Below are 25,385 nucleotides of genomic sequence, written 5' to 3' on the forward strand. Positions count from 1 at the left end.
AACCCCTAGTTCTCTTCCTTCAGCTTTTTGTAAGCAGCCTCGACGTCGTCCAGACCACCCAGGTTGCTGAACGCCTGCTCCGGGTAGTTATCGAACTCGCCGTCGCAGATGCGCTCGAAGGCGTCGATGGTCTCCTCCAGCGGGACGGAGGAACCCGGGTCACCGGTGAACTTCTGGGCCACGTAGAAGTTCTGGCCCAGGAAGCGCTGGATGCGGCGGGCACGCTGAACGGTCAGCTTGTCCTCCTCGCCCAGCTCGTCCATACCGAGGATGGCGATGATGTCCTGCAGCTCCTTGTTCTTCTGCAGGATACCGATGACGCGCTGTGCGACCTCGTAGTGGTGCTCGCCGACGATACCGGGCTCCAGGATGCGGGAGGTCGACGTTAACGGGTTCACCGCCGGGTAAATACCCTTAGAGGCGATGGAGCGGTCGAGCTCGGTGGTCGCATCCAGGTGGGCGAAGGTGGTCGCCGGGGCCGGGTCGGTGTAGTCATCGGCCGGGACGTAGACGGCCTGCAGGGAGGTAATCGAGCGACCCTTGGTCGAGGTGATTCGCTCCTGCAGCACACCCATCTCATCCGCCAGGGTCGGCTGGTAACCGACGGCCGAGGGCATACGGCCCAGAAGCGTCGACACCTCAGAGCCGGCCTGGGTGAAGCGGAAGATGTTGTCGATGAACAGCAGAACGTCCTGGTTCTGCTCGTCGCGGAAGTACTCAGCCATGGTCAGGCCGGACAGGGCGACGCGCATACGGACTCCCGGCGGCTCATCCATCTGGCCGAACACCAGGGCGGTGTCCTGGAGCACGCCCATCTCCTCCATCTCGAGGAAGAGGTCGGTGCCCTCACGGGTGCGCTCGCCGACGCCGGCGAAGACGGAGGTACCGGAGAAGTTGCGGGCGATACGGGTAATCATCTCCTGGATGAGAACCGTCTTGCCCACGCCGGCACCGCCGAACAGGCCGATCTTGCCGCCCTTGACGTAGGGGGTCAGCAGGTCGATGACCTTAATGCCGGTTTCGAGGATCTCGGTCTTGCCCTCGAGCTCGGAGAACGGCGGCGGGTCGCGGTGGATGCCCCACTGCTCGCCGTCGCGGCCCAGGCCGGGCTCGTCGAGGCAGTCACCGAGGGCGTTGAAGACGTGGCCCTTGACCACGTCGCCGACCGGCACCGAGATGGCGTTGCCGGTGTCGATGACCTCGGCGCCGCGGGTGAGACCGTCCGTCGGGGCCATGGCGATGGTACGGATCAGGTTGTCGCCGAGGAACTGCGCCGTCTCCAGGACGATGGTCCGGGTGTGATCGGCGAGCGTCACCTCGACGGTGAGAGCGTTGTACAGTGCCGGGAGCGCGCCACGCGGGAATTCCACGTCAACGACGGCACCGATGACGCGAACGACGCGACCGGCGGTCTCACCGGTGCGCTGCTCGTCCTGCGCATTCAGAGCTGTAGTCATTATTAGTCACTTTCTCCGCTATCGGCGAGCGCGCCAGCGCCACCGATGATCTCTGTGATTTCCTGGGTAATTTGAGCCTGGCGAGCCTGGTTGGCCACACGCGTGAGGTCCTGGACCAGATCGTTGGCGTTATCCGTCGCATTCTTCATAGCAGTACGACGGGCCGCGTACTCGCTGGCGGCCGCCTCGAGGAAGATCGAGTACAGCACACGCGAGACATACTGCGGCATGAGCGCCTTGAGCAGCGTGTCGGCATCCGGCTCGAAGTCCATGTCGGCGGTGACCTCTCCGGCGGACTGGGTGGCCGAGGTGACCTCGAACTCCTGGTCCTCGAAGACGGTCCGCACCGGAAGCAGTCGCTGCACGCGGGGAACCTGCGCCAGCATCGACTGGAACTCGGTGTAGACGACGTGGACCTCGTCGAAGCCGCGGATGGTCTCGCCCTCCGGGACGTTCAGGCCGGGACGCCACTTAGCCTCGCCCTCGCTGCCGGCCTCAAAGCCGCGCACGAGGTGGTGCCGGGCGTCGTGGGTCTTCTCCCACTCCGGGTTCTCGGAGAACCCGGTCCAGGATCCGCTGATCTCGATGTCGCGGAACTGGTAGTAGCCGATGCCCTTGGCGCCGGTCACGTACCGGACGACCTCGAGGCCTCGTTCCTTGAGATGTTCCTCAAGCTCCGCGGCCTTCTTGAGCACGTTGTTGTTGTAGCCACCGCACTGGCCACGGTCGGAAGTGACGACCATGATTGCCGCGACCTGCGGATTCTCCCGCTCGTTGAGCATGGGGTGGTCCATCGAAGTCGCTGCGGCGACGCGGGCGACGACGTCGGTGAGCTCGTGTGCATAAGGCTGCGCGGCCTGCACACGGTTCTGCGCCTTGGTGATGCGCGACGTCGCGATGAGCTCCTGCGCCTTCGTGATCTTCTTGGTCGAGTTCACTGACCGGATGCGATCACGTGTTTCGCGAAGCGTTGCCATGGTTCACTGCCTCCCTTCTGTGTTGTCTAGACGGTGATGGATTCCGGCAGATACTGCCTAGTCGTCCTTCTTGGCCGTCTTACGGGAGACGGTGAGCTCGGTGTTCTTCACGTCTTGGGAATCCAGGGCGTCGTGCTCCTCGACGATGGACTTGCCCTCAGAGGTGCGGAAGCCCTGAGCGAAGTTCTCGTTCTCCTTAAGAAGCGCGTCCTTGGACTCGTCGGACAGCGGCTTGCCACCCTTGATCTGCTCGTAGACCTCCGGAACGGTGCCGCGGAAATGCTCCTGCATCTCAAACTCGTAGCGACGGACGTCCTCGACGGGAACGTTATCGAAGGCGCCCTGGTCGGCCAGCCAGATCGAGACGATCTGGAACTCGACGGGCTGCGGGGAGTTCTCCGGCTGCTTAAGCAGCTCGACCAGGCGGGAGCCACGATCCAGCTGTCGCTTGGAGACGGGGTCCAGATCGGAGGCGAAGGTGGCGAACGCCTCGAGGTCGCGGTAGGCGGCCAGCGAGAGACGCAGGTTACCGGCGACCTTCTTCATGCCCTTGGTCTGGGCCGCGCCACCGACGCGGGAGACGGAGACACCGACGTCGACAGCCGGGCGCACGCCCTGGTTGAAGAGGTCCGACTGGAGGAAGCACTGGCCGTCGGTAATCGAGATGACGTTGGTCGGAATGAAGGCACCGACGTCGTTCGCCTTGGTCTCGATGATCGGCAGCGCGGTCAGAGAGCCGGCACCGAGCTCGTCGTTGAGCTTGGCGGCGCGCTCCAGCAGGCGGGAGTGCAGGTAGAAGACGTCACCCGGGTATGCCTCACGGCCCGGCGGGCGACGCAGCAGCAGCGAGATCGCGCGGTAGGCCTCGGCCTGCTTGGTCAGGTCGTCGTAAATGACCAGGACGTGCTTGCCCTGGTACATCCAGTGCTGGCCCAGGGCGGCACCGGAGAACGGTGCGAGCCACTTGAAGCCGGCGGAGTCGGAGGCCGGAGCCGCCACGATGGTGGTGTACTCCAGGGCGCCGTGCTCCTCCAGGGTGCGGCGCACGCTGGCGATGGTGGAGCCCTTCTGGCCGACGGCAACGTAGATGCAGCGGACCTGCTGCTCCGGGTCGCCGGTCTCCCAGTTGGCCTTCTGGTTGAGGATCGTATCCAGGCCGATGGTGGTCTTACCGGTCTTACGGTCACCGATGATCAGCTGACGCTGACCACGGCCGATCGGGGTCATCGCGTCAATGCCCTTGATGCCGGTCTGCATCGGCTCCTCGACCGGCTGACGGTCGAGAACGCCCGCGGCCTGCAGCTCGAGGGCGCGCTCCTCCTCGGAGGAGATGTCGCCGAGGCCGTCGATGGCCTGGCCGAGCGGGTTGATGACGCGGCCGAGGAATTCCTCGCCCACGGGGATGGACAGGACCTCGCCCGTCCGCTTGACTTCCTGACCCTGGGTGATGGTCTCGAAGTTACCCAGGATCACGGTACCGATCGTGTCGGTCTCGAGGTTCTGTGCGACGCCGATGACGCCGTTGGGGAACTCGAGCAGCTCATTCGACATCACGGACGGCAGGCCCGAAACCTGGGCAATACCGTCTGCTGCCGAAATGACCACGCCGACCTCCTCACGGGAGGCCTCCGCGGAGTAGCTCGAGGTGTAGTTCGCTATCGCGCTACGGATCTCATCGGAGGAGATCGTCAGCTCCGCCATGTTCTTCCTGCTCTCGGTAGTATCTTCCAGCATTGATTGTATTGTTAGGGCCGCCTACGCTAGCGCGGCACGGAGACGCTCGATGTGGTTCCGGGTGGAACCGTCGATGATCTCGTCGCCGACGCGGACCACCACTCCACCGAGGAGGCTGGCGTCGACCTCGGTGTGAATGGACATGTCGCGACCGTAAATCTGTCCCAGCTTCTCGGCGAGGCTCGCCTGCTGGCCCTCATTCAGCTCCTCCGCGGCGACCACGTGGGCGACCGAGCGGTTGCGCAGCTGTGCTGCCTGCTCCGCGATGCCCGCGATGTCGTCGATGGGGTTCTTGTCGGGTCGGCCGATCACCTGCAGCGACAGCGCCTCGGTGAACATGGTGACCTTCCCGTAGAGCACGTTAGCCAGCAGGCCGCGCTTGGCGCTCGACTCTGCGGTGCGATCCGAGAGCAGCTGCGTGAGCTTGCCCTCGCGGTCCAGGAGCCGAGACAGCTGGAAGAGTTCCTCTTCCACCTGCTCCAGCTGGCCCTGGGCCTCCGCGCCGCGCAGAAGCGAGCGTCGACCGAGTTCAACCAGGCCGTCACGGAACTCGCGGGTGGTCGACCACTGCTGGCGGGCAACCTCCTTGAGGACCGACAGGGTCGGTTCGGCGATCTTGCCGCCGTAGAGGCGCTCGACGATACCGGTGCGCTGTTCGGCCTCGACCGAAGGATCGGACACGGCGATGCGCAGGGTGCGATCATCATCCAGGGTGTCGACGACCTCGAACAGCTCGATACCGGTCTGAGCGGCGGTAGCCACCACGTTGCCGTCCTGGATGGTGTTATCCAGGTGCTCGGCGGCCTTGTTCAGTGCTTCGCGGCTTGCTGCGTGCATCTCGCTCACTTTCCGGCCGGGGTCACGGTGTCGAGACCGGACAGGAAGTTATCGATCGTGCCGGAGCGCTTAGTGCTGTCCGACAGCTCGGTACCGAGCAGACGCTCAGCCAGGTTGATCGAGTTCTGTCCCATCTCGGAACGAAGCTCGCCGACGACGCGATCGCGCGACGCCTGCAGCTGCTTCTCACCGTTTTCCACGATGCGCTTGGACTCGGCTTCGGCGTTAGCCCGCAGTTCAGCCTCGATCTCCTTGCCGCGCTCGCGCGCCTGCTCACGGATCTCGGCTGCCTCGGAACGTGCCTCAGCGAGCTGTGCATTGTACTTCTCCAGAGCGGCCTTCGCCTCGGCCTGAGCGGCCTCTGCACGCTGAATGCCACCCTTGATCCGGTCCTCACGCTCGGTCAGGACCTCCTGGAACTTCGGAAGGATGAACTTCCAGAAGATAAACAGGATGACCAGGAACGGAATGATGGACCAGACGATGTCGTAAGTCTTGGGCAGGAGAATGGAGTTGCCACCCTCGAGGGGCAGCTGCTCCGCCTCCTGCGCAAGCAGGTAAATGACGTTCGTCATGTCTCTCCAGTCTGAAATAGAGGGTGTCTCTCAACGACCCTCAGGGTCAAAAGGTCCGCTCGTGGTTAGAACAGGAAGCCTGCGACCAGGCCGATCAGGGCCAGGGCCTCAACGAAGGCGATACCCAGGAACATGGTGGTACGCAGCTGACCAGCCATCTCCGGCTGGCGTGCCATGCCCTCGACGGTCTTGCCGACGAGGATGCCGATGCCGAGGCCGGGGCCGATGGTGGCGATGCCGTAGCCGACGGCGCCGAGGCCGGTGATCGTGGACTCTGCAGCCTGAGCCAGGATGATCTCGTTCATGAAAGTCGTTCCCTTTCTTGATACCCGTTGTGGGCGGTGAGTGTTGAAGTGGGGCTATTCAGTTAACCGCGAGGTTCGCGTTGACGGGCGCGTCAGTGTGAGTCCGCATGCAGCGACAGTTCGATGTACACCGACACCAGCAGGGCGAAGATGTACGCCTGCAGGAAGATGATGATGCACTCATAGAGGGTGAACAGAATCGCGGCGATGGTCGTCACACCCGCCATGGCGGTCCAGCCGTTCAGCTGCCAGAAGAAGAAGTTCGTGGCGGAGAACAGCAGAACCAGAATGATGTGGCCAGCCAGGAAGTTCGCCATCAGACGAAGAGCCAGCGTGACCGGACGCAAGATGAACGTCGAGAAGATCTCGATCGGCACCACGAGGATGTGGAGCAGCGGAGGGAGATTAGGAATCACGACGGAAGACTTCACGTACTTGCCGAATCCATAGCGCTTGGAGCCGGCGTAGATGAATGCGATGTAGCCGGCGACCGCCAGCACGATCGGCATACCGATACGTGAGTTGGGCGAGATGTTCATGCCCGGAATGACAGCCGGGATGTTCATGAACAGCACGGTGAAGAAGATGGCGGCGATGATAGGCAGGAACCTACGCCCCTCCTTCTTGCCCAGGATGTCCTCCGCGATGTGCAGGCGGACGAAGTCGACCGCCATTTCCACGACGTTCTGCAGGCCCGAAGGGATCAGCTTCGGATTCCTAAAGGCCAGCATGAAAATGATGATGAGCACAGCCGCCATGACCAGGCGGATGAGCATCAATCGATCCAGCGCGAACCAGCCGTTCGCGAAATCCGCGAACAGCATGTCGCCGTAATATTCCCCGGGAAAAAATTCTGGGTCCAGTTCGGGCGGATGGAATTCGCCCCTCATGGCCAAAGTTGTAACGCTCAGCGTTCTCTCCCGTTCTTGGGCCGCGGGAGGTGCGGCGCCTCCCGCGGTGCGATGGACGTCTCAATACTCTCACTGCCGCCGCCGGGGATTCCTTCGCACATCAGCTCCGACGGAGACAGGGGAAAGCCACAACATGCACAGCTGCGGTTACCCGCACGAAATACTAGCAGTCTCTTGGAACCTTCGGTGTGCCCGGGTGAGCGTTTCCTTATTGTCTCCTAGAAAAAGCCCCTTCCACCTGCGAAGAAGGGGCTTGTTCAGAGAAAACACCAGGACGTTATCCGCGTCACATACCCCCGAAAGTGTAGGGAAAACTTAAGGAAACGTGCAGGTTAACCCACGAAAGTCACATTAGATGTGATGATTCCCCACACCTCCGTGGCAAGGACGACCACTAAAGCGATGATGACTGTCGTAGCGAAGGCAGTGCGGTCGTAGAAGGTCATGCCGTCGATAAGCAAGAAGACGATGATAAACAGCACGATCTTCACCAACCATCCGCCCAGGATGACGGCCATGGCGGTCGTCGGTGAGGTATTGGCGGTCACGCGGACGCTCAGTGCGGTCAGTAGCACGAATCCCCCGCCGAGGCCGGCTCCCATGAGCACGCCCCAGATGCCGGGGAGATCGCGCAGATAGCCCCACACGGCCAAGGAGATCACGGTCATCACCACGAGCGCGATCGAGCCGAACTTCAGGGCGCGGTTGAGCGGGCGGGTGTGGTCACTGTAGGGCGTTTGATCACTCACGGGCGCTCAGCCTACCTCAGCCGCGCCCGGCGATCGCGCACCACCGGCACGACGGTGATGGCCGCTGCCCCCACCAATAGGACGATACTGACGACGACGGCGATGGGCGGCGGGACGATCGAGAAGCTCACCGCCCCGAAGGCGACGGCCGTCACCCAGCCGTAGAGCACGAGGACGGTGCGCCTATGCGTGTGCCCGATGGCCAGCAGGCGGTGATGGATGTGCATCCGATCGGCCGCAAAGGGGCTCTGGCCTTTGGAGACCCGCCGAATGACGGCGAGCACGAGGTCCAACACCGGCACGAACACGGCCGCAGCGACGACGATCAGGGGACTCATGAGGGCCACGATGTCCGCGGTGCCGTAGAGCGACATGTTGATCTTGCCGCTCGCCGAGGTCGCGCTGGCCGCCAGCAGCAGCCCGATGAGCATGGCACCGGAGTCGCCCATGAAGATCCGCGAGGGCTCGAAGTTATGCGGCAGGATGCCGGCGCAGATGCCCACTAAGCCGGCGGCGATGATCGCCGGCGGGTAGGCACTGACCGCCCCGCCTAGATCGTGCAGGACCGTCAGCGAGAAGATGAGGATCGCCGCGCCGGCGATCAGCCCGAGGCCTGCGGCGAGTCCGTCGAGGCCGTCGACGAAGTTGACGGCGTTCATGAGCAACACCGCGAACACGGTGGTCACGGCCAGCGACCAGTACTGATCGAGCACCACCGTCGTGCCCTCGCCGAAAGGCAAGAAAACCAGCGTCCAGGACAGGCCCAAAAGGCTCATCAAGAGCGCGGCGCCGACTTGGCCGGCCAGCTTGGTGATGGCGTCGAGCTCGATTAAGTCATCGACCGCTCCGACGATCACGATCGCCACGGCGGCCCACAGCACCGCGGTCATCTCCGGGGTCACTGGCATGAGCCCGCGGGTCAGCGCCGGCAGTTGGGACGCGAGCGCCACGGCGACGAGGAAGCCGGAGAACATGGCCAGCCCGCCGAGACTCGGGGTGGGCTGGGTATGCACGTCGCGGGTGCGGATCTCGGCGACCTGGCCTGTGCGCACCGCCAGCGAGCGGATGCCGCCGGTGGTCAAAAACGTGATCGCCGCGGCAACCAGGATCACCAACCCGAGCTCGCGCAGCGGCAGTCCCACCGCATCCATCTAGCGCACCACCTCTGGGTCAAGGCCCAGAACTTCACCAATGCGCTCGGCGCTGATCGCCCCCTCCCTCAGGATCTTGGGGGAAGCACCCGAGACGTCGACGATCGTCGAGGGCTGACCAATCGTGGCCTCTCCCCCGTCGAGATACACGCTCACGGCGCGCCCGAGCTGCTCGCGGGCCTGTTGGGCGGTCACCGGCGGCGCGGAGCCGGAGATGTTCGCGCTCGAGACCGCCATCGGCCCGACCTCGCGCAGCAGCTCGATAGCCACCGGGTGCAGCGGCATGCGCAGCATGACGGTGCCGCGGGTATCGCCTAGGTTCCACGGCAGGCTCGGCGCCTCCGGCACGACGATGGACAGCCCGCCCGGCCAGAACGCCTCGACGAGCGTGCGGGTAATCTCCGAGTACTCGCGCACCAGCCCTTGGACGGTCTCCCAGGAGCCGACGAGCACCGGCACCGGCATGTCCGGGCCGCGCTGTTTCGTCGCGAGCAGCCGGGCGACCGCGTCGTTGTCGAAGGCGTCGCAGCCGAGCCCGTAGACCGTATCCGTTGGCGTGACGACGAGACGCCCCGCACGGACCGCGTCCACGGCCATCTTCAGGCCGAGTTCACGGTCGGCGGGCTCAGCGCAGGAGTAAATCTTGCTCACGGCGAACGTACCGGTCCTTTCTCTATGACGACTCCCTGGCGGGCGTTGTCCGGTTGAGTTTACTCGCGGTGGCGAACCGCGGCCGACCTGCCAGGTCCTTCAGCGTGGCCACCTCGACGAAACCGTGCGCGGCAAGCACCTCACACACAGCGTGGGCGGTGGTCTCGTCGTGCTCGATGCCCACCAGCCCACCGGGCACCAACAGGCGCTCGATGAGCGGGACCATCCTGGGGATCACGCTCATGCCATCGGCCCCGGCGAACACAGCCTCGTGCGGATCCGCGTAGACCTCGGGCTCGAGATCGTCGGCCTGCGGCACGTAGGGCGGATTGCTCACCACGAGATCGACGCGCCCGTGATAGTCGCGCAGAATATCGGCGGTGACATCGCCTTCCAGCACGGTGACATCCGGCGCGTTCCGTCGCGCGAAGTCAAGGGCTGAGGCTTGCTTTTCGACGGCCACCACCCGCGCCCGCGGGACCAGCGAGGCGATATATTGCGCCATCGCCCCGCTGCCGGTGCACAGATCCATCACCACGGGCGAAGTCTTCGAAGACGCGCGCAGCTGGCGCACCGCCCAGTCGGCGAGCACTTCCGTCTCCGGGCGCGGGATGAACACCCCCGGCCCGACGGCGACATCGAGGTGACCGAAGGGGGCTTCGCCGAGGATGTGCTGCAGCGGCTCGCGCTGAGCACGCCGGCGGATGAGCTCGTCGAAACCCGCGGGCACCTCGCCGGCCTTACCCAGCGCTAGGTGGTGGGCGCCGGTGAGGTGGGCGGCGAGCAGCCGGGCGTCGACCTCGGGGGAGGCGACGCCGGCGTCGCGAAGCTTTTCGACGGCCGCGCCCAGCGCCTCACCGAGGGTGCGCACGGGCTAGGACTCCGCTTCGAGGCGCTCGGCGCGCTCGGCGGCCTGCAGAGCCTTGAGCAGGTCGTCCATGTTGCCGTCGAGCACCTGGTCGAGGTTGTTGGCCTTGTAGTTGATGCGGTGATCGTTGATGCGGTTTTCCGGCCAGTTGTAGGTGCGGATGCGCTCGGAGCGATCCATGGTGCGCACCTGGGAGGCGCGGTCCTCGGCGGCCTCGGCCTCCGCGGCCTCGCGCTCTATCTGCTCTAAGCGCGCCTGCAGCACCTGCATGGCCCGCGCGCGGTTCTGGATCTGCGAGCGCTCCTTCTGACACGTGACGATCAATCCGGTCGGCAGGTGCGTGATGCGCACGGCCGAGTCGGTCGTGTTCACGCCCTGGCCGCCCTTGCCCGAGGAACGGTAGACATCGACGCGGATGTCCTTGTCGTCGATCTCGACGGCCTCGAGCTCGTCGGGCTCCGGGTAGACCAGCACGCCGGCGGCTGAGGTCTGGATGCGGCCCTGCGACTCGGTCACGGGCACGCGCTGGACGCGGTGGACGCCGCCTTCGAACTTGAACACGCTCCACGCGCCGTCGCGCGAGGGGGTCTTCGACTTGATGGAGACGGTGAGATCCTTCACGCCGCCGAGGTCGGACTCGGATTCGTCGAGCACGTCCCAGATGAAGCCGTGGCGCTCGACGTAGCGCTGGTACATGCGGGCGAGATCCCCGGCGAACAGGGCGGCTTCCTCGCCGCCGGCGCCGGCCTTGATCTCCATTATGATGTCGTCGCCGTCGTGCTCGTCGCGCGGGGCGAGCAGGTCGGCCAGCTTCTCCTCGAGCTCGACGACCTCTTTTTCGAGGCGTTCGGCCTCGTCGGCGAAGTCGTGGTCCTCATAGGCCATCTCGCGGGCGGCCTCGAGGTCCTCGCGGGCGGCGTTGAGCTGGTTGTTGACCTTGATGATCGGCTGCAGCTCCGCGTAGCGCTTCGAGAGCTTGCGGTATTGGTCCTGGTCGCCGGCGACCGAGGGATCCGCCATCTGGGCCTCGATGCCCTCGTATTCGGAGACGTAGTCGTCGACAAGTGAAACTTCCGAAGCCATTACAGGTACTCCTCCACATCCTTATCCCCGGCCATCGGGGCGGAAGAGGCCACCTGCATGAGGAACTCGCCGTTGGACTTCGTCTTCTTCAGCTGCTTGATCAGCAGGTCGATGGCAGCCTGCGAATCCAGGGCCGCGAGGATGCGCCGCAGCTTGTGCATGATGCGGAACTCCTCGGTGGGCATGAGCAGCTCGTCCTTGCGGGTGCCCGAGGGGTTGACGTCGACAGCCGGGAAGACGCGGCGCTCGGCGATCTTGCGGTCGAGCTTGAGCTCCGCGTTGCCGGTGCCCTTGAACTCCTCGAAGATCACGGTGTCGCCGGCGGAGCCGGTCTCGACCATGGCGGTGGCCAGGATGGTCAGCGAGCCGCCGTCTTCGATGTTGCGCGCCGCACCCAGGAAACGCTTCGGCGGGTACAGGGCGTTCGAGTCGACACCACCGGAGAGGATGCGGCCCGAGGCCGGCGAAGAGTTGTTGTAGGCGCGGCCCAGGCGGGTGATCGAGTCGAGCAGGACGACGACGTCCTTGCCCATCTCGACCAAACGCTTCGCGCGCTCGATGGCCAGCTCCGCGACGGCGGTGTGCTCTGACGGCGGGCGATCGAAGGTCGAGGCGATGACCTCGCCGCGCACGCTGCGCTGCATGTCGGTGACCTCTTCGGGGCGCTCGTCGACAAGCACGACCATGAGGTAGCACTCGGGGTTGTTCGTGGCGATCGCGTTCGCGATGTTCTGCAGAATCGTCGTCTTACCGGCCTTCGGCGGGGAGACGATCAGCGCGCGCTGGCCCTTACCGATCGGCATGACCAGATCGATCACGCGCGTGGTCAGGATGTTCGGCTCCGTCTCGAGGCGCAGGCGCTTATTCGGGTACAGCGGGGTGAGCTTGTGGAACTCCGGGCGCTTCTTCGACTCCTCCGGGTGCAGGCCGTTGACGGTATCGACGCGGGCGAGCTGGTTGTACTTGCGGCGGTTGCGGCCGTTGCCGTGGGTGTGTCCGCCGCCGTTCATCTTCACCTGGCCGGTGATCGCGTCCCCGGAGCGCAGGCCGAAGCGCTTGATCAGGTTGTTGTTGACGAACACATCGGCCGGGGCAGAGCGGTAGCCGGTGGTGCGCACGAATGCCGCCGAGTTATCGATGACATCGAGGATGCCCGCGACGTCCTGCAGCTCGTCCGGCTGGTTGTTCTGGTTGTTGTGGCCCTGGTTGTTGTGGTTATCCCCGCCGCGGTTGCGGCGGTTACGACGGCCGCGTCGGCCCTTGCCGCGGTTGCCACCGTCGTCATCGTTGCGGTGGTGGTTACGGTTGTCGTTGTTGCCGGAGTCGTCCTTCTGCTGATCTGAGTCCTGCTCGGGCTGCTTCTCCGAGCGCTGCTCCTTCTCGGGCGCCTTCTCCGGCGCGGCCTCTTCCTCGGCGGCGGCGCGGGCGGCGGCCTTCTTCGCCTTGGGAGGAACTTTTCCGGTCTCGATGGCGGTGATCAGCGCACTCTTGCGCAGTGCGGATACGCCCTTCAGTCCCTTTTCAGCCGCGATCTTGCGCAGCTCGGGCAGCTTCAGGGAGCTTAAATCCTGGGTGTCCGTATCGCTCACGGAAGTCCTTTCGTTGCTTGACCGGGCCCGTTTATTCATACCGCGGATGATCGGGCAAAAGCCGGAAGCTTTTGGATAACTGTCAACTACCCACCCACCTGGCATCGGCCGTCACCGCAACGCTGACGAACCGGCAGAAACCGGGACAACACGGGCAGGTATTAGATCGCGGGCCGCCGCGGCCAGCTCAGTCGCGGGGCTCACTTCAACGATCAGATCAAAAGTGTAGCGCACGTTCGTCATCGAAGGCGCACCCGGGGGCGGCTACAGTGGGTGGCATGCTCTCGACCATGCAGGACATTCCCCTGTCGATCACCCGCATCCTGGAATACGGGGCGAGCGTCCACGGCTCTACCAAGGTGACCACCTGGACCGGCCACGGCCCGGAGGAGACCACCTTCCACGACATCGCCGCCCGGTCTGCCGCCTTCGCCCACGCCCTGCAAGACGAGTTCGAGATCACCGGGGACGAGCGCGTCGGCACCCTGTTAGATAACTGCGCCGAGCACCTCGAAGTCATGTTCGCCGCCTGCTGCATGGACGCCGTGTTCACCCCGCTCAACCGGCAGCTCATGGCGGACCAGATCGAGCACATCATCAACCACTCGGAGATGGAGATCATCGTCTCCGATCCCGAGTACCTCGACCTTTTAGAAGAAGTCCTCGCCAAAGCCCCAAAGGTGCGGGCGGTGGCGCTCATCGGACAAGGCCCGATGCCGACGGAAGTCTCCGGGCGGCGGGTTTATTCCTACGAGGCGCTTCTCGACGGTCGTTCCACCCGCTTCGCCTGGCCCACCCAATCCGAGCAGGCCGCGGCGGCAGTCTGCTACTCCACCGGCACCACCGGCGGCGCGCCGAAGGGCGTTGTCTACTCGCACCGCTCGACCTACCTGCAGGCGATGACCCTACGCACGACGGACTCCCTGGCCGTCACCCACGGCGATTCTTTTCTCTGCGGGGTGCCCATCTACCACGTCTTAAGCTGGGGCGTTCCCTTCGCGGCGTTCATGTCGGGCACTCCCCTGGTGTTTCCGGGGCGTTTTGTCACCCCGGAGGACCTCGCCGAGATCGTCGCCGCCACCCACCCGCGGGTGGCCCACGGGGTGCCGAGCATCTGGACCCAGCTCATGGTCCACTACCTGCATCACCCGCCGGAGCGGATGTCGCTGACCGAGATCTACGTCGGCGGCTCGCCGGCGTCGACGGCGCTGATGAAGATCTGGGAGGAGCGCTACGGCGTCGACATCATCCACGTCTGGGGGATGACGGAAACCTCGACCGTCGGCACCGTCGCCCGCCCGCCGTCCGGGGCCTCCGTCGAGGCGCGCCAGTTCTACCGCTCCTCGCAGGGCCGTTTTCTGCCCGCGCTGGAGTACCGGGTGGTCAACGACGGCGAGGTCGTGGCCACCACCGACCGCAACCACGGCGAGATCCAGGTGCGCGGCAACCTGGTCACCGGCTCCTACCTCGAGGGCCCTCCAGGCATGTACTTCCGCGGCGAGCCGGTGACCGACGGCTCCGAGAGCTTTACCGACGACGGCTGGTTGCGCACCGGCGACGTCGGCACCGTCACTGCCGACGGCTTCCTGCAGGTCTCCGACCGGGCCCGCGACATCATCCGCTCCGGTGGCGAGTGGATCTACTCGGCGCAGCTGGAGAACATCATCATGGAGGCTGAGGCGGTGATCGAGTGCGCCGTCATCGGCATCCCCTCCGAGAAGTGGGGCGAGCGCCCGCTGGCCGTCACCGTCTTGCACGAGGGCTATCCCCCAACCGAGGAGACGGCCGAGGAGATCCGGCAGAGCGTACGCAAGCAGCTACCGAACTGGATGGTGCCAGAATACTGGACGTTCGTCGATCACATCGACAAGACCAGCGTAGATAAGTTCGACAAGAAGGATCTGCGCGAACACCGCGACGCCGGGAGATTCGACATCATCCGGCTGCTGGGCCCGGGCGAGCGCCGCACCCGCCGCGGCGGCCGTGAGCAGGTCGAATAATTAACGAGCACTGTTGTTGTCAAAATACCGGGCTGCTTCGTAGGCTGGAATGACAATGAGTAATACGACCATCCCCTTGACCCTGTCGCCCGTTCGCCCGCAGATCACGATCCCGGAGGATCTGCTGCGCCCGGCCGCCGACGGTTCCCGCACGCTGGCGGACACCTACGGTCGCGTCGCCCGCGACCTGCGCGTGAGCCTCACCGACCGCTGCAACCTGCGCTGCACCTACTGCATGCCCGCAGAAGGCCTCGACTGGTTGCCGAAGGACAAGGTGCTCACCGACGAGGAGATAACCCGGCTCATCACGCTCGGGGTGGAAAAGCTCGGCATCCGGCAGGTGCGTTTCACCGGCGGCGAGCCGCTGATGCGCCGCTCCCTGGAGAAGATCATCGCGCACACCAAGTCGCTGAAAACCGACGAGGGCCAAGCGCCGCAGACCGCGATCACCACCAACGGGCTGGGACTGGCCAAGCGCGCCCAGAAGCTGGCCGACGCCGGCCTAGACCGCGTGAACATCTCGCTGGATACGATCGACAAGAAGGCTTATGCGAAGCTCACCCGCCGCGATCGCCTCGATGATGTCATCGACGCCATCGAGACCTCGCTTGAAGTCGGCCTGCAGCCGGTGAAGATCAACGCGGTGATCATGCCGGGCTTCAACGACCAAGACATCGTCAAACTCGCCCGCTTCTGCCTTGAGAAGGGCACCCAGCTGCGTTTCATCGAGCAGATGCCGCTTGGCCCGCCGTCGCAGTGGGACCGCTCCGAGATGGTCACCGCCGAGGACATCCTTGACGAATTGCGCACGCAGTTCGAGCTCACGCCCGTCGATAAGCCCCGCGGTTCCTCCCCGGCCGCCCTGTGGAAAGCCGATGATGGCCACGGCCTGCGCGGCGAGATCGGCGTGATCGCCAGCGTCACCCACTCGTTCTGCGGTGACTGCGACCGCACCCGGCTCACGGCCGACGGCGCCATCCGCAACTGCCTGTTCGCCTCGGCCGACCAGGAGTTCTCCGTGCGCGATAAGCTGCGCGACGGTTCGAGCGACGACGAGATCGCCACCGTCTGGGCCGCCGCGATGTGGGCGAAGCTGCCTGGCCACGCCATCAACGACCCCGGCTTCCTCCAGCCCGACCGCCCGATGGCGGCGATCGGTGGATAGCATGCCCGAGATACGCCCGATCGCAGGCCACCAGCGCTTCATCAGCGAGCTGGTCTCTCCCCTCGCCCCGGTAAGCTCCGCGCCGCGCACCGGGGTGGTCTTGGCCGCCCCCGCGATCACTGAGGTAGCTGTCCCGCCGTTTTCGAACTCGGCGATGGACGGCTTCTTGGTGCGCACCGAGGACCTCGCAGGCCTTCCCGAGCCCCCCGTCACCTTGCGTGTCGACGGCGACATCCCCGCCGGTTCCGGTCCCCGCACCGTGGCGCCGGGCACGGCGGTGCGGATCATGACCGGCGGGCCGACCGGCGAAGACCACGATGGCCTCAGGGTGGTGCCCGTCGAAAACACCGACATGACCCCCGGGCCGGGTGAGCTTCCGCGGGAGGTCACCATTTATGAGGAGCCGAAGAAGGCACATATCCGTCCGCGCGGCGATAACCTGCGCGCCGGCGACGAGGTGGCGGCCGCAGGCACCCTGATCGATGCCGGGGCGCTCGCCGCGTTAGTCTCCGCCGGCATCACCGAGATCTCCTATCACCCCGCGCCGGTTGTCGCCGTGATCTCTTCGGGCAACGAGCTCGTTGAGCCCGGTAGCGAGCTTTCCCCCGGCCTGCTCTATGACTCCAACAAGCCGATGGTCGCCGCCCTCGCGGAGGCCAACGGCGCCGGCGAGGTACACACCTTCCACGCCGGGGATACCGACGCCGAGTTCGAGGAGGTTCTGCATACGGCCACCCGCGTCGCGGATCTCGTGGTCACCACCGGCGGGGTCTCGAAGGGCGCGTATGACGTGGTGAAGGCCGTCGGCACCCGGCTGGGCGTCTGGTTCGGGCCGGTAGCCATGAAACCCGGCGGCCCGCAGGGCGCCGGCAGAGTCGACGGGGTGCCGCTGATCTGCCTGCCGGGAAACCCCGTGGCCGCCTACTGCGGTTTCCAGATGTTCGTGGTACCCGCGCTGCTAAAGCTGGCGGGCACCGGTGATCGGCGCGGGCGTGTCGTCGTAAAGACCGACGGCCAGTTCCCGCCGGCGCGTCCCCACCAGGCGCTGCTGTGCCCCGTGCGCGTGGACTTCGCCGGGGATATCCGCGCCACCCCGTTTCACCGGCGTGCGACGGGGTCGCATCTGGTGGGATCGCTCTCCGGCACCAATGGCCTCGCTGTGATTGAGCCAGGCAGCGGGCCGGAGGATCCCGTCGAGATCCTGCTTACCAACGCGTAGACAAGCTTGAAGAAAGAAGGCACCGTGCAGCTTCCCCACCTCAACGACGCCGGCCAGGCCTACATGGTCGATGTCACCGAGAAGAACCCGACCGTGCGCTCGGCGACCGCCGTCGGCGACGTCGCCTGCTCGCCGGAGATTATGACCGCGCTCAAAGACGGCACCGTCCCCAAAGGCGACGTGCTGGCCGTGGCCCGCGTGGCCGGGATCGCGGCGGCGAAGAAGGTGCCGGATCTTTTGCCGCTGGCCCACACCATCGGCGTCCACGGGGCGTCTGTGGAGCTAGAGCTTCACGACGACCACGTCGCCATCACCGCCACCGTCCGCACCGCCGATCGCACCGGCGTGGAGATGGAGGCGCTCACCGCCGTCAACGTCGCCGCGCTCGCGGTGATCGACATGGTCAAGGGCGTCGATCGCTCCGCGTATATCCGCCGCGCCGGCATCACGGCGAAATCGGGCGGGCGTTCCGGCGACTGGTCGCGGGAGCTGCCGGATGCCTAGCCTCACCCCAGGCGTCGACGTCATCATCCTCGCCGGCGGCCGCGGCTCGCGCATCGGCGGGCGCGACAAGGCGGCGGTGAAAGTCGATGGCAGTCGTCTCATTGACGTGCTTCTCGACGACCTTGCCACCCAACCCGGCCTTATGCAGGTCGCGGTGGTCACCGCCCGCGGCCTCGAGGTCCGTAAAGGGGTGCAGGTAGTCGCGGAGGATCCGCCGTTTTCGGGTCCCGTCGCCGCTATCGACGCCGGCGTGCGCGCCCTGCGCGCGGGCACACCGTCGGCGCGCACGGCCATTTTGGCCGTCGATGCGCCAGATTCAGCGCAGCTTATCGACGTCCTCGCCGCCGCCCTCACCGGTACCGCAGAGGCGGCGGTGGTGGTGGCCGGCGACGGCCGGCGCCAACCGTTGTGCGCGGTGTGGGATACCGCCGCGCTGCACCGGGTACTAGAGAGCTTAGAGTCGGTGGAAAACCAGCCCGCGAGGGTGCTCTATAAGGAAGTAGCCGTCGCCGAGGTGAAAGGCGACGGCTTAGAGCGCGACTATGACACTCTGGCAGAACTCGCTGACTACGGCGAGCTCGAGGACTAGGACTGGCTTTTACTGCTGTTCTTCGCGCTCCTCGCGCTCTTCGCGGATGAGGTCGCGCATGTAGCGGAACAGGTTCGACCAGCCACCCTTGAGCCAGGTGAAGTCCCCCTGCTCGGAGACCAGCAGAGCTTCGGTGCCCGGGGTGGAGCCGCGGCGGTGCGCGAGCTCGGTACGGATCTGTGCGACGTCCTGCTCGATCTCGGTGAGCATCAGCTCAAGGTCTTTGGTGCTGATGCGGGCCAGCGGGGTCTCGTTCGACTGCGGGTTGTTCGTGGTCACTGTGATCTCCTGGTCACGTCGATGGGCGAAAGAGTGGTCTCTAGGTGAAGGCGACGACGCCGACGACCAGCGCCGGGAGGGCGACCCAGAGGGTCAGCACCCATGCCGGGGCGACCCAGCGGCGGTCGGCGACGATGGCGCCCATGGCGTTGGCGGCCATGACCGGCAGGTTCCGCAGGAACGGCAGGCCGTAGATGATGATGATTCCGTAGAGGTTGTACAGGGTGTGCACCAGCGCGATGGTCAGGGCGTCCAGGCCGCCGCCACCGGTCACGGCGAGCGCGGCGATGAGGCCGGTGGCGGTGGTACCCAGGTTGGCGCCCAGGGTGACCGGGTAGATGTCCTTGGTGCTCAAGGTGCCCGCGCCGGCGAAGGGCACCAGCGTGGAGGTGGTCACCGAGGAGGACTGGATGAGGACGGTGATGCCGGCGCCCACGCCCATGGAGACGATCGGGTTGCCGCCGACCGCCTTCTTCAGGTACTTGCGCGCCGCGCCGACCATGATGGCCTGCAGGATCTTGCCCAGCAGGTAGATGGCCACGAAGATCATGACCACGCCGAGGATGATCGACCCGACGCCGACGGCGATGTCGTTGCCCAGGAGGCCGGCCAGGCCCTCGGGGCCGATGAGGTCGGCGACGGGGTCTGTGATAGCGGAGATGAAGTCGGCGTCGTCCGGATCCGGCAGCACGGTGCCGTAGAGCTGGTCGGCGACCCACTTGGCCGAGCGCTGGATCGGCTGGAAGATCACCTCGACGGTGAAGAGGATGACCACTGCGAGCATGTTGTAGAAGTCATGCACCAGCGCCGCGGAGAAGGCGCGGCGGAACTCCTGGCGGTTACCTGCGAAGCCGAGGGAGGCCAGGGTGTTGGTCACGGTGGTGCCGATGTTCGCACCCATGATGACCGGCACCGCGGTTTCCACCGGCAGCGCCCCAGAGCCGACGGCGGCGACGGTGATCGCCGTCGTCGTCGACGAGGACTGCACCAAGACCGTGGCGAGGATACCGACGAATAAGCCCACGAACGGGTTGGTAGCGAATTCGAAGGCCGCCTCGGCGGTATCCTCACCGACCGCGGAGAAGCCGTCACCGATCACTCCGATGGCGACGATGAGGAAGTAGAGGGTAACGAAGGCGAGGATCCACAGCGCCCACTTCGGCATCGCTGCGAAAGGACCCTGCGAGTGCTGGGCCTCTTCCTCCATCGAGGTGTCCTCGCCGAGTTCTTCGGCGCTGGCCGGGGCGTTCTGGTGCGCGCCGCCGTCCTGGCTATCGTCCATCTTCGTCGCAGCGCTCGAGCCCGACGCGCGGGCGGCCTGCTCCTCGCCCGCCTGCTCCGGCGGGTTCGAACGGTCTTCAGGTCGAGTCATTGGGGCCTTCCTGCCTCGTGGTTCTCTCGTGACATATACACAATCAACCCTGACGAAGACCAGTTACCTCGCAGGCAATGGACAGTAACCGAAGGGTGAACTCTTCGTGGTCAGGCAATGAATACTTCCGGAATCTTCTCCGAAAGCGGTGAGACCAGTCAAACTGTCCGCTACGCGGTGACAAAGGGCACTCCCCCGGCCACGCCTTTGTTACTCTCAGTTTCATGAAACGCCGTGTCCTCGCCGCTGTCACCGCCCTACTCACCGGCGCCGGAGCGCTCACCGCCTGCGCCACGGGTGCAGACGAGAACCAACTGACCTTATTCGCCGCCTCCTCCACCCGCGTGCTCAACGAAGGCCTCGAAGAGCTCGCCGCCGACCACGAGCCGGCGGTCAACCTCGAGTTCAACAACGACGGCTCCAGCGGGCTGGTCAGCCAGCTGGCCGAGGGCGCCCCGGCCGATATCCTCATCACCGCCGATGAAGCCACGATGGAGACGGCGGTGGCGGACGGGACCGTCGGAAAGCCCCGGAAATTCGCCTATAACGAGCTGGTCATGGTCGTTCACCCGGATGCGGCCGGCGAGATCACCTCGATCACCGATGCCACCGCCGAGGGCGTCGATCTCATTCTCTGCGACGCGGAGGTGCCGTGCGGGCGCTTATCGGAGACCCTCGCGGAAGAAAATGACCTGGATTTCTCCCCCGTCTCGCTGGAGCACTCGGTAGGCGATGTGCTCGGCAAGGTCGTCGCGGGCGAGGCCGATGCCGGGTGGGTCTACCGCACTGACGCGCACTCGGCGGGTGACGACGTCACCATCATCGACATCCCGCACGCCGAAGAACACCCCAACACGCTGTACGCGGCGGTCGTCGAGAATTCCCAGAACCCCGAGGCCGCCGAGAAGTTCCTGGATCTGCTGACCAGCGAGGAGGTCGCCGGTCTTTTGGAAGACGCCGGATTCCACCCCGCCGCCACCAACTAGGATGAGCCTTTATGGCTAACCCCCGCGAGCTGCGCCCCCGGCCTCCCCTGGTAATCGTGGTGCTCGGGGCATTGGCGGTCGCCTACCTCGTGCTGCCGATTATGGCACTGGCGACCCGGGTGCCCTGGGGCCGCCTCGTCGAGATCCTCACTCGCCCCGAGGTCGCCGAGCTCATCGGGCTGACCCTTTCCGCCGCGGTGGCCAGCTCAGCGATCGTGGTGCTCATTGGCGTCCCGCTGGCTCTGGCCATCCAGTCGCTGCGCCGCGGGGCGCATATCGCGCGCCTGCTGGTGCTGCTGCCGCTGGCGATGCCGCCGGTCGTCGGCGGCCTGGCGCTCTCGGCGCTGATCGGCAACAACGGCATCCTGGCCGGTGCCCTCGACGTACTCAACCTCCAGTTCGCCTTCGCCTTCCCCGGCGTGGTGGCCGCCCACGTGTTCGTGGCCCTGCCTTTCGTGGTCGTCGCCGTCGACTCCGCCCTGCGCCAGATCGACTCCGAGGTCACCGCCTCGGCCGCCGGGATCGGCATGAGCCCCGCTGAGGTGTTGCGCAAGATCACGCTGCCGACGATCCGCCCCGCCATCGCCACCGGAGCGGGGCTGGCGTTTGCCCGCTCGCTGGGAGAGTTCGGCACCACTATCACTTTCGCCGGCTCCATGCCGGGTATCACCCGCACGATGTCGCTGGCCATCTACCTAGAGCGCGAAACCGACCGCGACGCCGCCTACGCGCTCTCCGCGGTGCTCATCGCCCTCGCGGTCATCGTCCTGGCGCTGGCCTTCGTGCCGACGCTGCTGCACCGCTCCCCCACCCCGGTCGCGCGCACGCTCGCAGACATGGACACCGCGCGCCTGCGCACCCTGACGGTCCCGGAGGAACCCGCCGCGATCACCGCGCGTGCCGACGCCACCACCACCGCCTTTCCCGCCGGCAGCACCACCGCGGTGATCGGGCCCAACGGTTCCGGAAAATCGACGCTCAGCGGCATGATCGCCGGCCGGCTCACCGGCGCTGAGGTGAGCGTCGATGAGGTGCGCGTCGATACCCTGCCCGCCCACCGCCGCGGCATCGTGCTACTCACCCAGAACCCGGGGTTGCCGCGCGTCGGCACGGCCTTAGACATCCTCACCATGGTCACCCGGGATCAGCGGCGCAGCGACCAGCTTCTCGACGCCGCCGGCCTCCATCCGCTGCGCGACGTTCCCGTCGCCTCTCTCTCCGGCGGCCAGGCAGCGCAGGTCGCCTTGCTGCGGGCCCTGGCCTCGCGCCCGCGGGCTTTGATTCTCGACGAGCCGCTCGCCGCCATCGACGTGCACTCCTCTGCCCGCTGGAGAGCACTTTTGCGGGCGACCGCCGGTGATCGCACGACGGTGCTGGTCACCCACGACCTGCTGGATATAGCCGGGCTCTCCGATCGCATCGTCACCCTGGAGGCAGGGGTGCCGGTGGCCGCGGGGCCCACCCAAGAGATGCTCGAGGTCCCGCCGAATGACTTCGTCGCCGGGCTCGCCGGCATCAACCGGCTGGCGGGCACGGTGACGGCGGTGAATGCCGACACGGTCACGGTAGAGGCCTCCGGCGTGGAGCTCATCGGGCTCCCGACGGCGGGCTCGGCGCTCTCCGAAGGGGATTCTGTGGTCGCGACCGTGCTGCCAGAGGCCATCACGCTGCGCCTGGCTAGCGGGGGCGAAAAGGTGCCGACGTCCGCGCGTAACCACTGGGTCGGCGAGGTCACGGATGTGCAGGCCGGCAGCGCGTCGGCGACGACGGTGGTAGTCGGCCTGGGTGAGCGTCTCGTGCGCGCGAGTGTGACCACCGCCGCGGTCGTCGAGCTCGGGCTCGCGCCGAAAAGCCGCGTCGAGCTGGTGACGAAGGCGCAGGCGATCACGATCCACCCGCGCCCCTAGCGCTTTAGGCCTGCCCGGAGGTGGCTTCGATCGGGCCGGCGACCTCCAGCTCGAGCACCCGCAGGCCATCGTCGCGGGCGGAGTCGAGGATGCGCTCTTCGACCGGCTCGGTGGACAAGACCATGATCGTCGGTCCGGCGCCGGAGAGGTAGGCGGCATAGCCGCGGTTGCGCAGGCGGTTGACCCACTCGGCGGTGACGGGAAGCACGTCGGCACGATAAGGCTGGTGCAGGCGATCGCGGGTACCTTCCGCCAACAAGTCGGGCCGGTGCTGGAGGGCCACGGTCATGACGGCCACGCGGGAGACGTTGAAGCGCGCGTCCTGGTGTGTGATCTGCTCCGGCAGCACCTTGCGCACCGCGTGGGTGGAGGCGTGGAAGTCCGGCACCAAGGCGGTGGCGTGGATATCCGGGTGGACGTCGATACCCGCGGCTTGGTAACGCGGCTCGCTTTTGCCGTCGACGGGCACGTCGGTCCAGCTCACCACAGCCGATCCCAGAATCGAGGCGGCGGCATTATCGGGGTGTCCCTCGAAGGCACTGGCCAGCTGGACGAGCTGATCCGTGGTCAGCGGGTGATCCGCCAGCGCGTCGGCGGCGACGACGCCGGCAGCTGCCGCAGCTGCCGACGAGCCCAGCCCGCGAGACTGCGGGATCGTGTTGTGGCAGCGCACGCGCAGGCCTGGGGCCTCCACGCCGCAGGCGGCCAGCCCGGAGTAGATGGCCCGGACGACGAGGTGGGAGCCGTCGCGGGGTAGATCTTCGGCCCCTTCGCCGAGGATTTCCACCTCGAGCCCGGAGCGGGTGACCTCGACTTCGACGGTGTCATAAATCGAAAGCGCCAGACCCAGCGTGTCAAAGCCCGGGCCGAGGTTCGCGGAGGAGCCGGGCACCCGCACGGTGACAAAGGTGCCGGGAACGAGTTCGATCGCCATGAAAGTGGGTTTCCGTTTCTAAACGTCGGGTTCTAGCCGTCGAGGCGGATGACACTGGTGATTTCCTGCACGTCGTCGAGCTCGGAGAGCTCCTTGACGATGTCCTGCAAATCCGATTCCCGCGCCTGGTGGGTGACCACGATCAGGCGGGCGTGCGAGTGGCGCTCCTGCTCCTCCTGGCGCACGGTGCGCAGGGAAATGCCCTTGCGGGAAAAGCGTGCGGAGAGATCCGCCAGCACGCCGGCGCGGTCCACGACGGACATGTCGATGTGGTAGCGGGTGGGCACGTCCCCGAACGGGGTGAGCGGGAGCTCTGCGTAGGTGTTCTCGCCGGGGGCGCGACCACCGTGAACCTTGTTGCGGGCAGCGCCGACGAGGTCGCCGAGCACGGCGGACGCCGTCGGGGCGCCGCCGGCGCCGTTGCCGTAGAACATGAGGGAACCTGCTGCTTCTGCGTCGACGTAGATGGCGTTGTAGGATTCGTTGACGCTCGCCAGCGGGTGGGCCTCCGGGATGAGCGTCGGGTGCACGCGGGCGGAGACGGACTCGTCGCCGACAGAGTCGGTGATGCGCTCACAGATCGCGAGCAGCTTGATGACATAGCCCGCCTTCTTCGCGGCCTCGATGTCGTCGGCGGTGATCTGCGTGATGCCCTCGCAGTGGACGTCGTCGAACTTCACGCGGGTGTGGAAGCCGAGCGACGCCATGATCGCGGCCTTCGAGGCGGCATCGTGGCCTTCGACGTCCGCGGTCGGATCGGCCTCCGCGTAGCCCAGGCGGGTGGCCTCGGCGAGGGCGTCGTCGTAGTCAGCGCCCGTGCTGGTCATGGCGTCCAGGATGTAGTTGGTGGTGCCGTTGACGATGCCGAAGATGCGGTTGATCTGATCGCCAGCCAGGGAGCGGCGCAGCATGCCGACGACCGGGATGGCCGCCGCGACGGCCGCCTCAAAGTACAGGTCGACGCCGGCGGCGTCGGCGGCTTCGGCGAGTTCGTCCGCATGCGCGGCGACGAGGGCCTTGTTGGCGGTAACCACCGACTTGCCGGCGTTCAGCGCCGCGAGGACGAGCTCACGCGGGTAGTCGATACCACCGATGACCTCGACGACCACGTCGACATCATCGCGGGTGATCAGCGAGCGGGCGTCGTCGGTGAGCAGGTCACGGTCGACGCCGGGGCGCTCCTTCGAGAGATCCGAAACGGCCACTCCCTTGAGCTCCAGGGGGCCACCGATGCGGTGGGTGAAGTGCTCAGCATTTTCGGACATGAGACGAATCACGTCAGTACCCACAGTGCCCATACCGAGCACAGCGACGCCGACGGGCTCGCCGGTTCCCTTGCCCGGGTTGAAGCTGGACTGGTTGTTCGCCGTCATGAACACTCCTTTTGAGATCCGTTTCGGTTCTTATCGACTCGTTCCGGGACAGATCCCGGTCACCGGCACCAGTGTAGACAATGCTGTCTAACACGTCATTGTTCGGGGGCCCTCATTGCAGGGGGCTTTGGTTTGCTTGTTGCACTGTGGGGGCTGTGGGGCACGCGCCT

General features: G+C 66.0%; 24 protein-coding genes. 7 read left to right on the forward strand and 17 right to left on the reverse strand.

The features are described from left to right. Positions 1 to 5: 5 nt before the first annotated feature. The 13 genes from atpD to rho form a co-directional block, all read right to left on the reverse strand. On the reverse strand, positions 6 to 1,457 hold the full coding sequence (atpD, locus tag C3B44_RS06795; RefSeq protein WP_108431714.1) for a F0F1 ATP synthase subunit beta: 1,452 nt from the start codon (positions 1,455 to 1,457) through the stop codon (positions 6 to 8). A 2-nt stretch (positions 1,458 to 1,459) separates the two neighbouring features. Continuing rightward, on the reverse strand, positions 1,460 to 2,434 hold the full coding sequence (locus tag C3B44_RS06800) for a F0F1 ATP synthase subunit gamma (protein ID WP_108431715.1): 975 nt from the start codon (positions 2,432 to 2,434) through the stop codon (positions 1,460 to 1,462). 57 nt (positions 2,435 to 2,491) lie between these two features. Beyond that, positions 2,492 to 4,168: a F0F1 ATP synthase subunit alpha gene (gene atpA / locus C3B44_RS06805; protein ID WP_108431716.1), complete on the reverse strand. Its 1,677-nt coding sequence runs from the start codon at positions 4,166 to 4,168 to the stop codon at positions 2,492 to 2,494. A 21-nt stretch (positions 4,169 to 4,189) separates the two neighbouring features. After that, positions 4,190 to 5,005 carry a F0F1 ATP synthase subunit delta gene (locus tag C3B44_RS06810; protein ID WP_108432598.1) on the reverse strand — a complete coding sequence of 272 codons (816 nt, stop codon included), beginning with the start codon at positions 5,003 to 5,005 and terminating at the stop codon, positions 4,190 to 4,192. Positions 5,006 to 5,010: 5 nt separating this feature from the next. After that, positions 5,011 to 5,580, reverse strand: coding sequence for a F0F1 ATP synthase subunit B (locus C3B44_RS06815; protein ID WP_108431717.1), 570 nt, complete (start codon positions 5,578 to 5,580; stop codon positions 5,011 to 5,013). 65 nt (positions 5,581 to 5,645) lie between these two features. Further along, complete coding sequence (locus tag C3B44_RS06820) at positions 5,646 to 5,885, reverse strand: ATP synthase F0 subunit C (RefSeq protein ID WP_108431718.1); 240 nt, start codon at positions 5,883 to 5,885, stop codon at positions 5,646 to 5,648. A 92-nt stretch (positions 5,886 to 5,977) separates the two neighbouring features. After that, on the reverse strand, positions 5,978 to 6,775 hold the full coding sequence (gene atpB / locus C3B44_RS06825; protein ID WP_108431719.1) for a F0F1 ATP synthase subunit A: 798 nt from the start codon (positions 6,773 to 6,775) through the stop codon (positions 5,978 to 5,980). A gap of 353 nt (positions 6,776 to 7,128) precedes the next feature. Next, complete coding sequence (locus C3B44_RS06830) at positions 7,129 to 7,545, reverse strand: Cg1360 family ATP-synthase-associated protein (RefSeq protein ID WP_108431720.1); 417 nt, start codon at positions 7,543 to 7,545, stop codon at positions 7,129 to 7,131. An 11-nt stretch (positions 7,546 to 7,556) separates the two neighbouring features. Next, positions 7,557 to 8,696, reverse strand: a complete 1,140-nt coding sequence (locus C3B44_RS06835; protein WP_108431721.1) for an MraY family glycosyltransferase — start codon at positions 8,694 to 8,696, stop codon at positions 7,557 to 7,559. Beyond that, positions 8,697 to 9,347, reverse strand: a complete 651-nt coding sequence (locus C3B44_RS06840; RefSeq protein WP_108431722.1) for an L-threonylcarbamoyladenylate synthase — start codon at positions 9,345 to 9,347, stop codon at positions 8,697 to 8,699. Positions 9,348 to 9,369: 22 nt separating this feature from the next. Further along, on the reverse strand, positions 9,370 to 10,218 hold the full coding sequence (prmC, locus tag C3B44_RS06845; RefSeq protein WP_108431723.1) for a peptide chain release factor N(5)-glutamine methyltransferase: 849 nt from the start codon (positions 10,216 to 10,218) through the stop codon (positions 9,370 to 9,372). 3 nt (positions 10,219 to 10,221) lie between these two features. Next, complete coding sequence (gene prfA, locus C3B44_RS06850; protein ID WP_108431724.1) at positions 10,222 to 11,298, reverse strand: peptide chain release factor 1; 1,077 nt, start codon at positions 11,296 to 11,298, stop codon at positions 10,222 to 10,224. After that, positions 11,298 to 12,887 carry a transcription termination factor Rho gene (rho, locus tag C3B44_RS06855; RefSeq protein WP_108431725.1) on the reverse strand — a complete coding sequence of 530 codons (1,590 nt, stop codon included), beginning with the start codon at positions 12,885 to 12,887 and terminating at the stop codon, positions 11,298 to 11,300. Before rho ends, prfA begins: the two co-directional genes overlap by 1 nt. A 278-nt stretch (positions 12,888 to 13,165) precedes the next feature. On the opposite strand from rho, the gene C3B44_RS06860 reads away from it, so the two are divergent. The 5 genes from C3B44_RS06860 to mobA are packed head-to-tail and all read left to right on the forward strand — an operon-like array spanning position 13,166 to position 18,364. Beyond that, the gene (locus tag C3B44_RS06860; protein ID WP_108431726.1) at positions 13,166 to 14,887 is read left to right on the forward strand and encodes a long-chain fatty-acid--CoA ligase; all 1,722 of its coding nucleotides are present in this window, start codon (positions 13,166 to 13,168) and stop codon (positions 14,885 to 14,887) included. Between the two features lie 55 nt (positions 14,888 to 14,942). Next, a complete protein-coding gene (gene moaA / locus C3B44_RS06865) occupies positions 14,943 to 16,052 on the forward strand; it encodes a GTP 3',8-cyclase MoaA (protein WP_235840358.1) in 1,110 nt (369 codons plus the stop codon). 1 nt (position 16,053) lies between these two features. After that, positions 16,054 to 17,271 (forward strand): molybdopterin molybdotransferase MoeA, encoded by a 1,218-nt coding sequence (locus tag C3B44_RS06870; protein ID WP_108431728.1) that lies wholly within the window; start codon positions 16,054 to 16,056, stop codon positions 17,269 to 17,271. Between the two features lie 24 nt (positions 17,272 to 17,295). Further along, complete coding sequence (gene moaC, locus C3B44_RS06875; RefSeq protein ID WP_108431729.1) at positions 17,296 to 17,775, forward strand: cyclic pyranopterin monophosphate synthase MoaC; 480 nt, start codon at positions 17,296 to 17,298, stop codon at positions 17,773 to 17,775. Further along, positions 17,768 to 18,364, forward strand: coding sequence for a molybdenum cofactor guanylyltransferase (gene mobA / locus C3B44_RS06880; protein WP_108431730.1), 597 nt, complete (start codon positions 17,768 to 17,770; stop codon positions 18,362 to 18,364). The genes moaC and mobA overlap by 8 nt, the downstream gene beginning before the upstream one ends. Positions 18,365 to 18,373: 9 nt before the next feature. Here mobA and C3B44_RS06885 read toward each other — a convergent pair whose 3' ends face one another. Both C3B44_RS06885 and C3B44_RS06890 read right to left on the reverse strand, forming a co-directional pair. After that, the gene (locus C3B44_RS06885) at positions 18,374 to 18,643 is read right to left on the reverse strand and encodes a hypothetical protein (protein ID WP_108431731.1); all 270 of its coding nucleotides are present in this window, start codon (positions 18,641 to 18,643) and stop codon (positions 18,374 to 18,376) included. A gap of 40 nt (positions 18,644 to 18,683) precedes the next feature. Continuing rightward, complete coding sequence (locus C3B44_RS06890; RefSeq protein ID WP_108431732.1) at positions 18,684 to 20,015, reverse strand: Na/Pi symporter; 1,332 nt, start codon at positions 20,013 to 20,015, stop codon at positions 18,684 to 18,686. Between the two features lie 224 nt (positions 20,016 to 20,239). Between C3B44_RS06890 and modA the strand changes: the two genes are divergently transcribed. Next, positions 20,240 to 21,001 (forward strand): molybdate ABC transporter substrate-binding protein, encoded by a 762-nt coding sequence (modA, locus tag C3B44_RS06895; RefSeq protein ID WP_108431733.1) that lies wholly within the window; start codon positions 20,240 to 20,242, stop codon positions 20,999 to 21,001. An 11-nt stretch (positions 21,002 to 21,012) separates the two neighbouring features. Continuing rightward, positions 21,013 to 22,908, forward strand: a complete 1,896-nt coding sequence (locus C3B44_RS06900; protein WP_108431734.1) for an ATP-binding cassette domain-containing protein — start codon at positions 21,013 to 21,015, stop codon at positions 22,906 to 22,908. Between the two features lie 4 nt (positions 22,909 to 22,912). Here C3B44_RS06900 and thrB read toward each other — a convergent pair whose 3' ends face one another. Next, positions 22,913 to 23,842 carry a homoserine kinase gene (thrB, locus tag C3B44_RS06905; RefSeq protein WP_108431735.1) on the reverse strand — a complete coding sequence of 310 codons (930 nt, stop codon included), beginning with the start codon at positions 23,840 to 23,842 and terminating at the stop codon, positions 22,913 to 22,915. A gap of 32 nt (positions 23,843 to 23,874) precedes the next feature. Next, positions 23,875 to 25,215, reverse strand: a complete 1,341-nt coding sequence (locus C3B44_RS06910) for a homoserine dehydrogenase (protein WP_108431736.1) — start codon at positions 25,213 to 25,215, stop codon at positions 23,875 to 23,877. Positions 25,216 to 25,385: the final 170 nt, after the last annotated feature.

This window comes from Corynebacterium yudongzhengii (genome assembly GCF_003065405.1).
In the GTDB taxonomy this organism is placed as follows: domain Bacteria; phylum Actinomycetota; class Actinomycetes; order Mycobacteriales; family Mycobacteriaceae; genus Corynebacterium; species Corynebacterium yudongzhengii.

What these genes read in the sequence shown, in the direction of transcription:
- C3B44_RS06820 (WP_108431718.1), bottom strand. Translation starts at nt 5,885, where the DNA reads ATGAACGAGATCATCCTGGCTCAGGCTGCAGAGTCCACGATCACCGGC.
- atpD (WP_108431714.1), bottom strand. Translation starts at nt 1,457, where the DNA reads ATGACTACAGCTCTGAATGCGCAGGACGAGCAGCGCACCGGTGAGACC.
- C3B44_RS06910 (WP_108431736.1), bottom strand. Translation starts at nt 25,215, where the DNA reads ATGACGGCGAACAACCAGTCCAGCTTCAACCCGGGCAAGGGAACCGGC.
- C3B44_RS06900 (WP_108431734.1), top strand. Translation starts at nt 21,013, where the DNA reads ATGGCTAACCCCCGCGAGCTGCGCCCCCGGCCTCCCCTGGTAATCGTG.
- C3B44_RS06800 (WP_108431715.1), bottom strand. Translation starts at nt 2,434, where the DNA reads ATGGCAACGCTTCGCGAAACACGTGATCGCATCCGGTCAGTGAACTCG.
- mobA (WP_108431730.1), top strand. Translation starts at nt 17,768, where the DNA reads ATGCCTAGCCTCACCCCAGGCGTCGACGTCATCATCCTCGCCGGCGGC.
- modA (WP_108431733.1), top strand. Translation starts at nt 20,240, where the DNA reads ATGAAACGCCGTGTCCTCGCCGCTGTCACCGCCCTACTCACCGGCGCC.
- C3B44_RS06810 (WP_108432598.1), bottom strand. Translation starts at nt 5,005, where the DNA reads ATGCACGCAGCAAGCCGCGAAGCACTGAACAAGGCCGCCGAGCACCTG.
- C3B44_RS06860 (WP_108431726.1), top strand. Translation starts at nt 13,166, where the DNA reads ATGCTCTCGACCATGCAGGACATTCCCCTGTCGATCACCCGCATCCTG.
- thrB (WP_108431735.1), bottom strand. Translation starts at nt 23,842, where the DNA reads ATGGCGATCGAACTCGTTCCCGGCACCTTTGTCACCGTGCGGGTGCCC.
- C3B44_RS06835 (WP_108431721.1), bottom strand. Translation starts at nt 8,696, where the DNA reads ATGGATGCGGTGGGACTGCCGCTGCGCGAGCTCGGGTTGGTGATCCTG.
- atpA (WP_108431716.1), bottom strand. Translation starts at nt 4,168, where the DNA reads ATGCTGGAAGATACTACCGAGAGCAGGAAGAACATGGCGGAGCTGACG.
- C3B44_RS06815 (WP_108431717.1), bottom strand. Translation starts at nt 5,580, where the DNA reads ATGACGAACGTCATTTACCTGCTTGCGCAGGAGGCGGAGCAGCTGCCC.
- atpB (WP_108431719.1), bottom strand. Translation starts at nt 6,775, where the DNA reads ATGAGGGGCGAATTCCATCCGCCCGAACTGGACCCAGAATTTTTTCCC.
- C3B44_RS06870 (WP_108431728.1), top strand. Translation starts at nt 16,054, where the DNA reads ATGCCCGAGATACGCCCGATCGCAGGCCACCAGCGCTTCATCAGCGAG.
- moaA (WP_235840358.1), top strand. Translation starts at nt 14,943, where the DNA reads ATGAGTAATACGACCATCCCCTTGACCCTGTCGCCCGTTCGCCCGCAG.
- prfA (WP_108431724.1), bottom strand. Translation starts at nt 11,298, where the DNA reads ATGGCTTCGGAAGTTTCACTTGTCGACGACTACGTCTCCGAATACGAG.
- C3B44_RS06890 (WP_108431732.1), bottom strand. Translation starts at nt 20,015, where the DNA reads ATGACTCGACCTGAAGACCGTTCGAACCCGCCGGAGCAGGCGGGCGAG.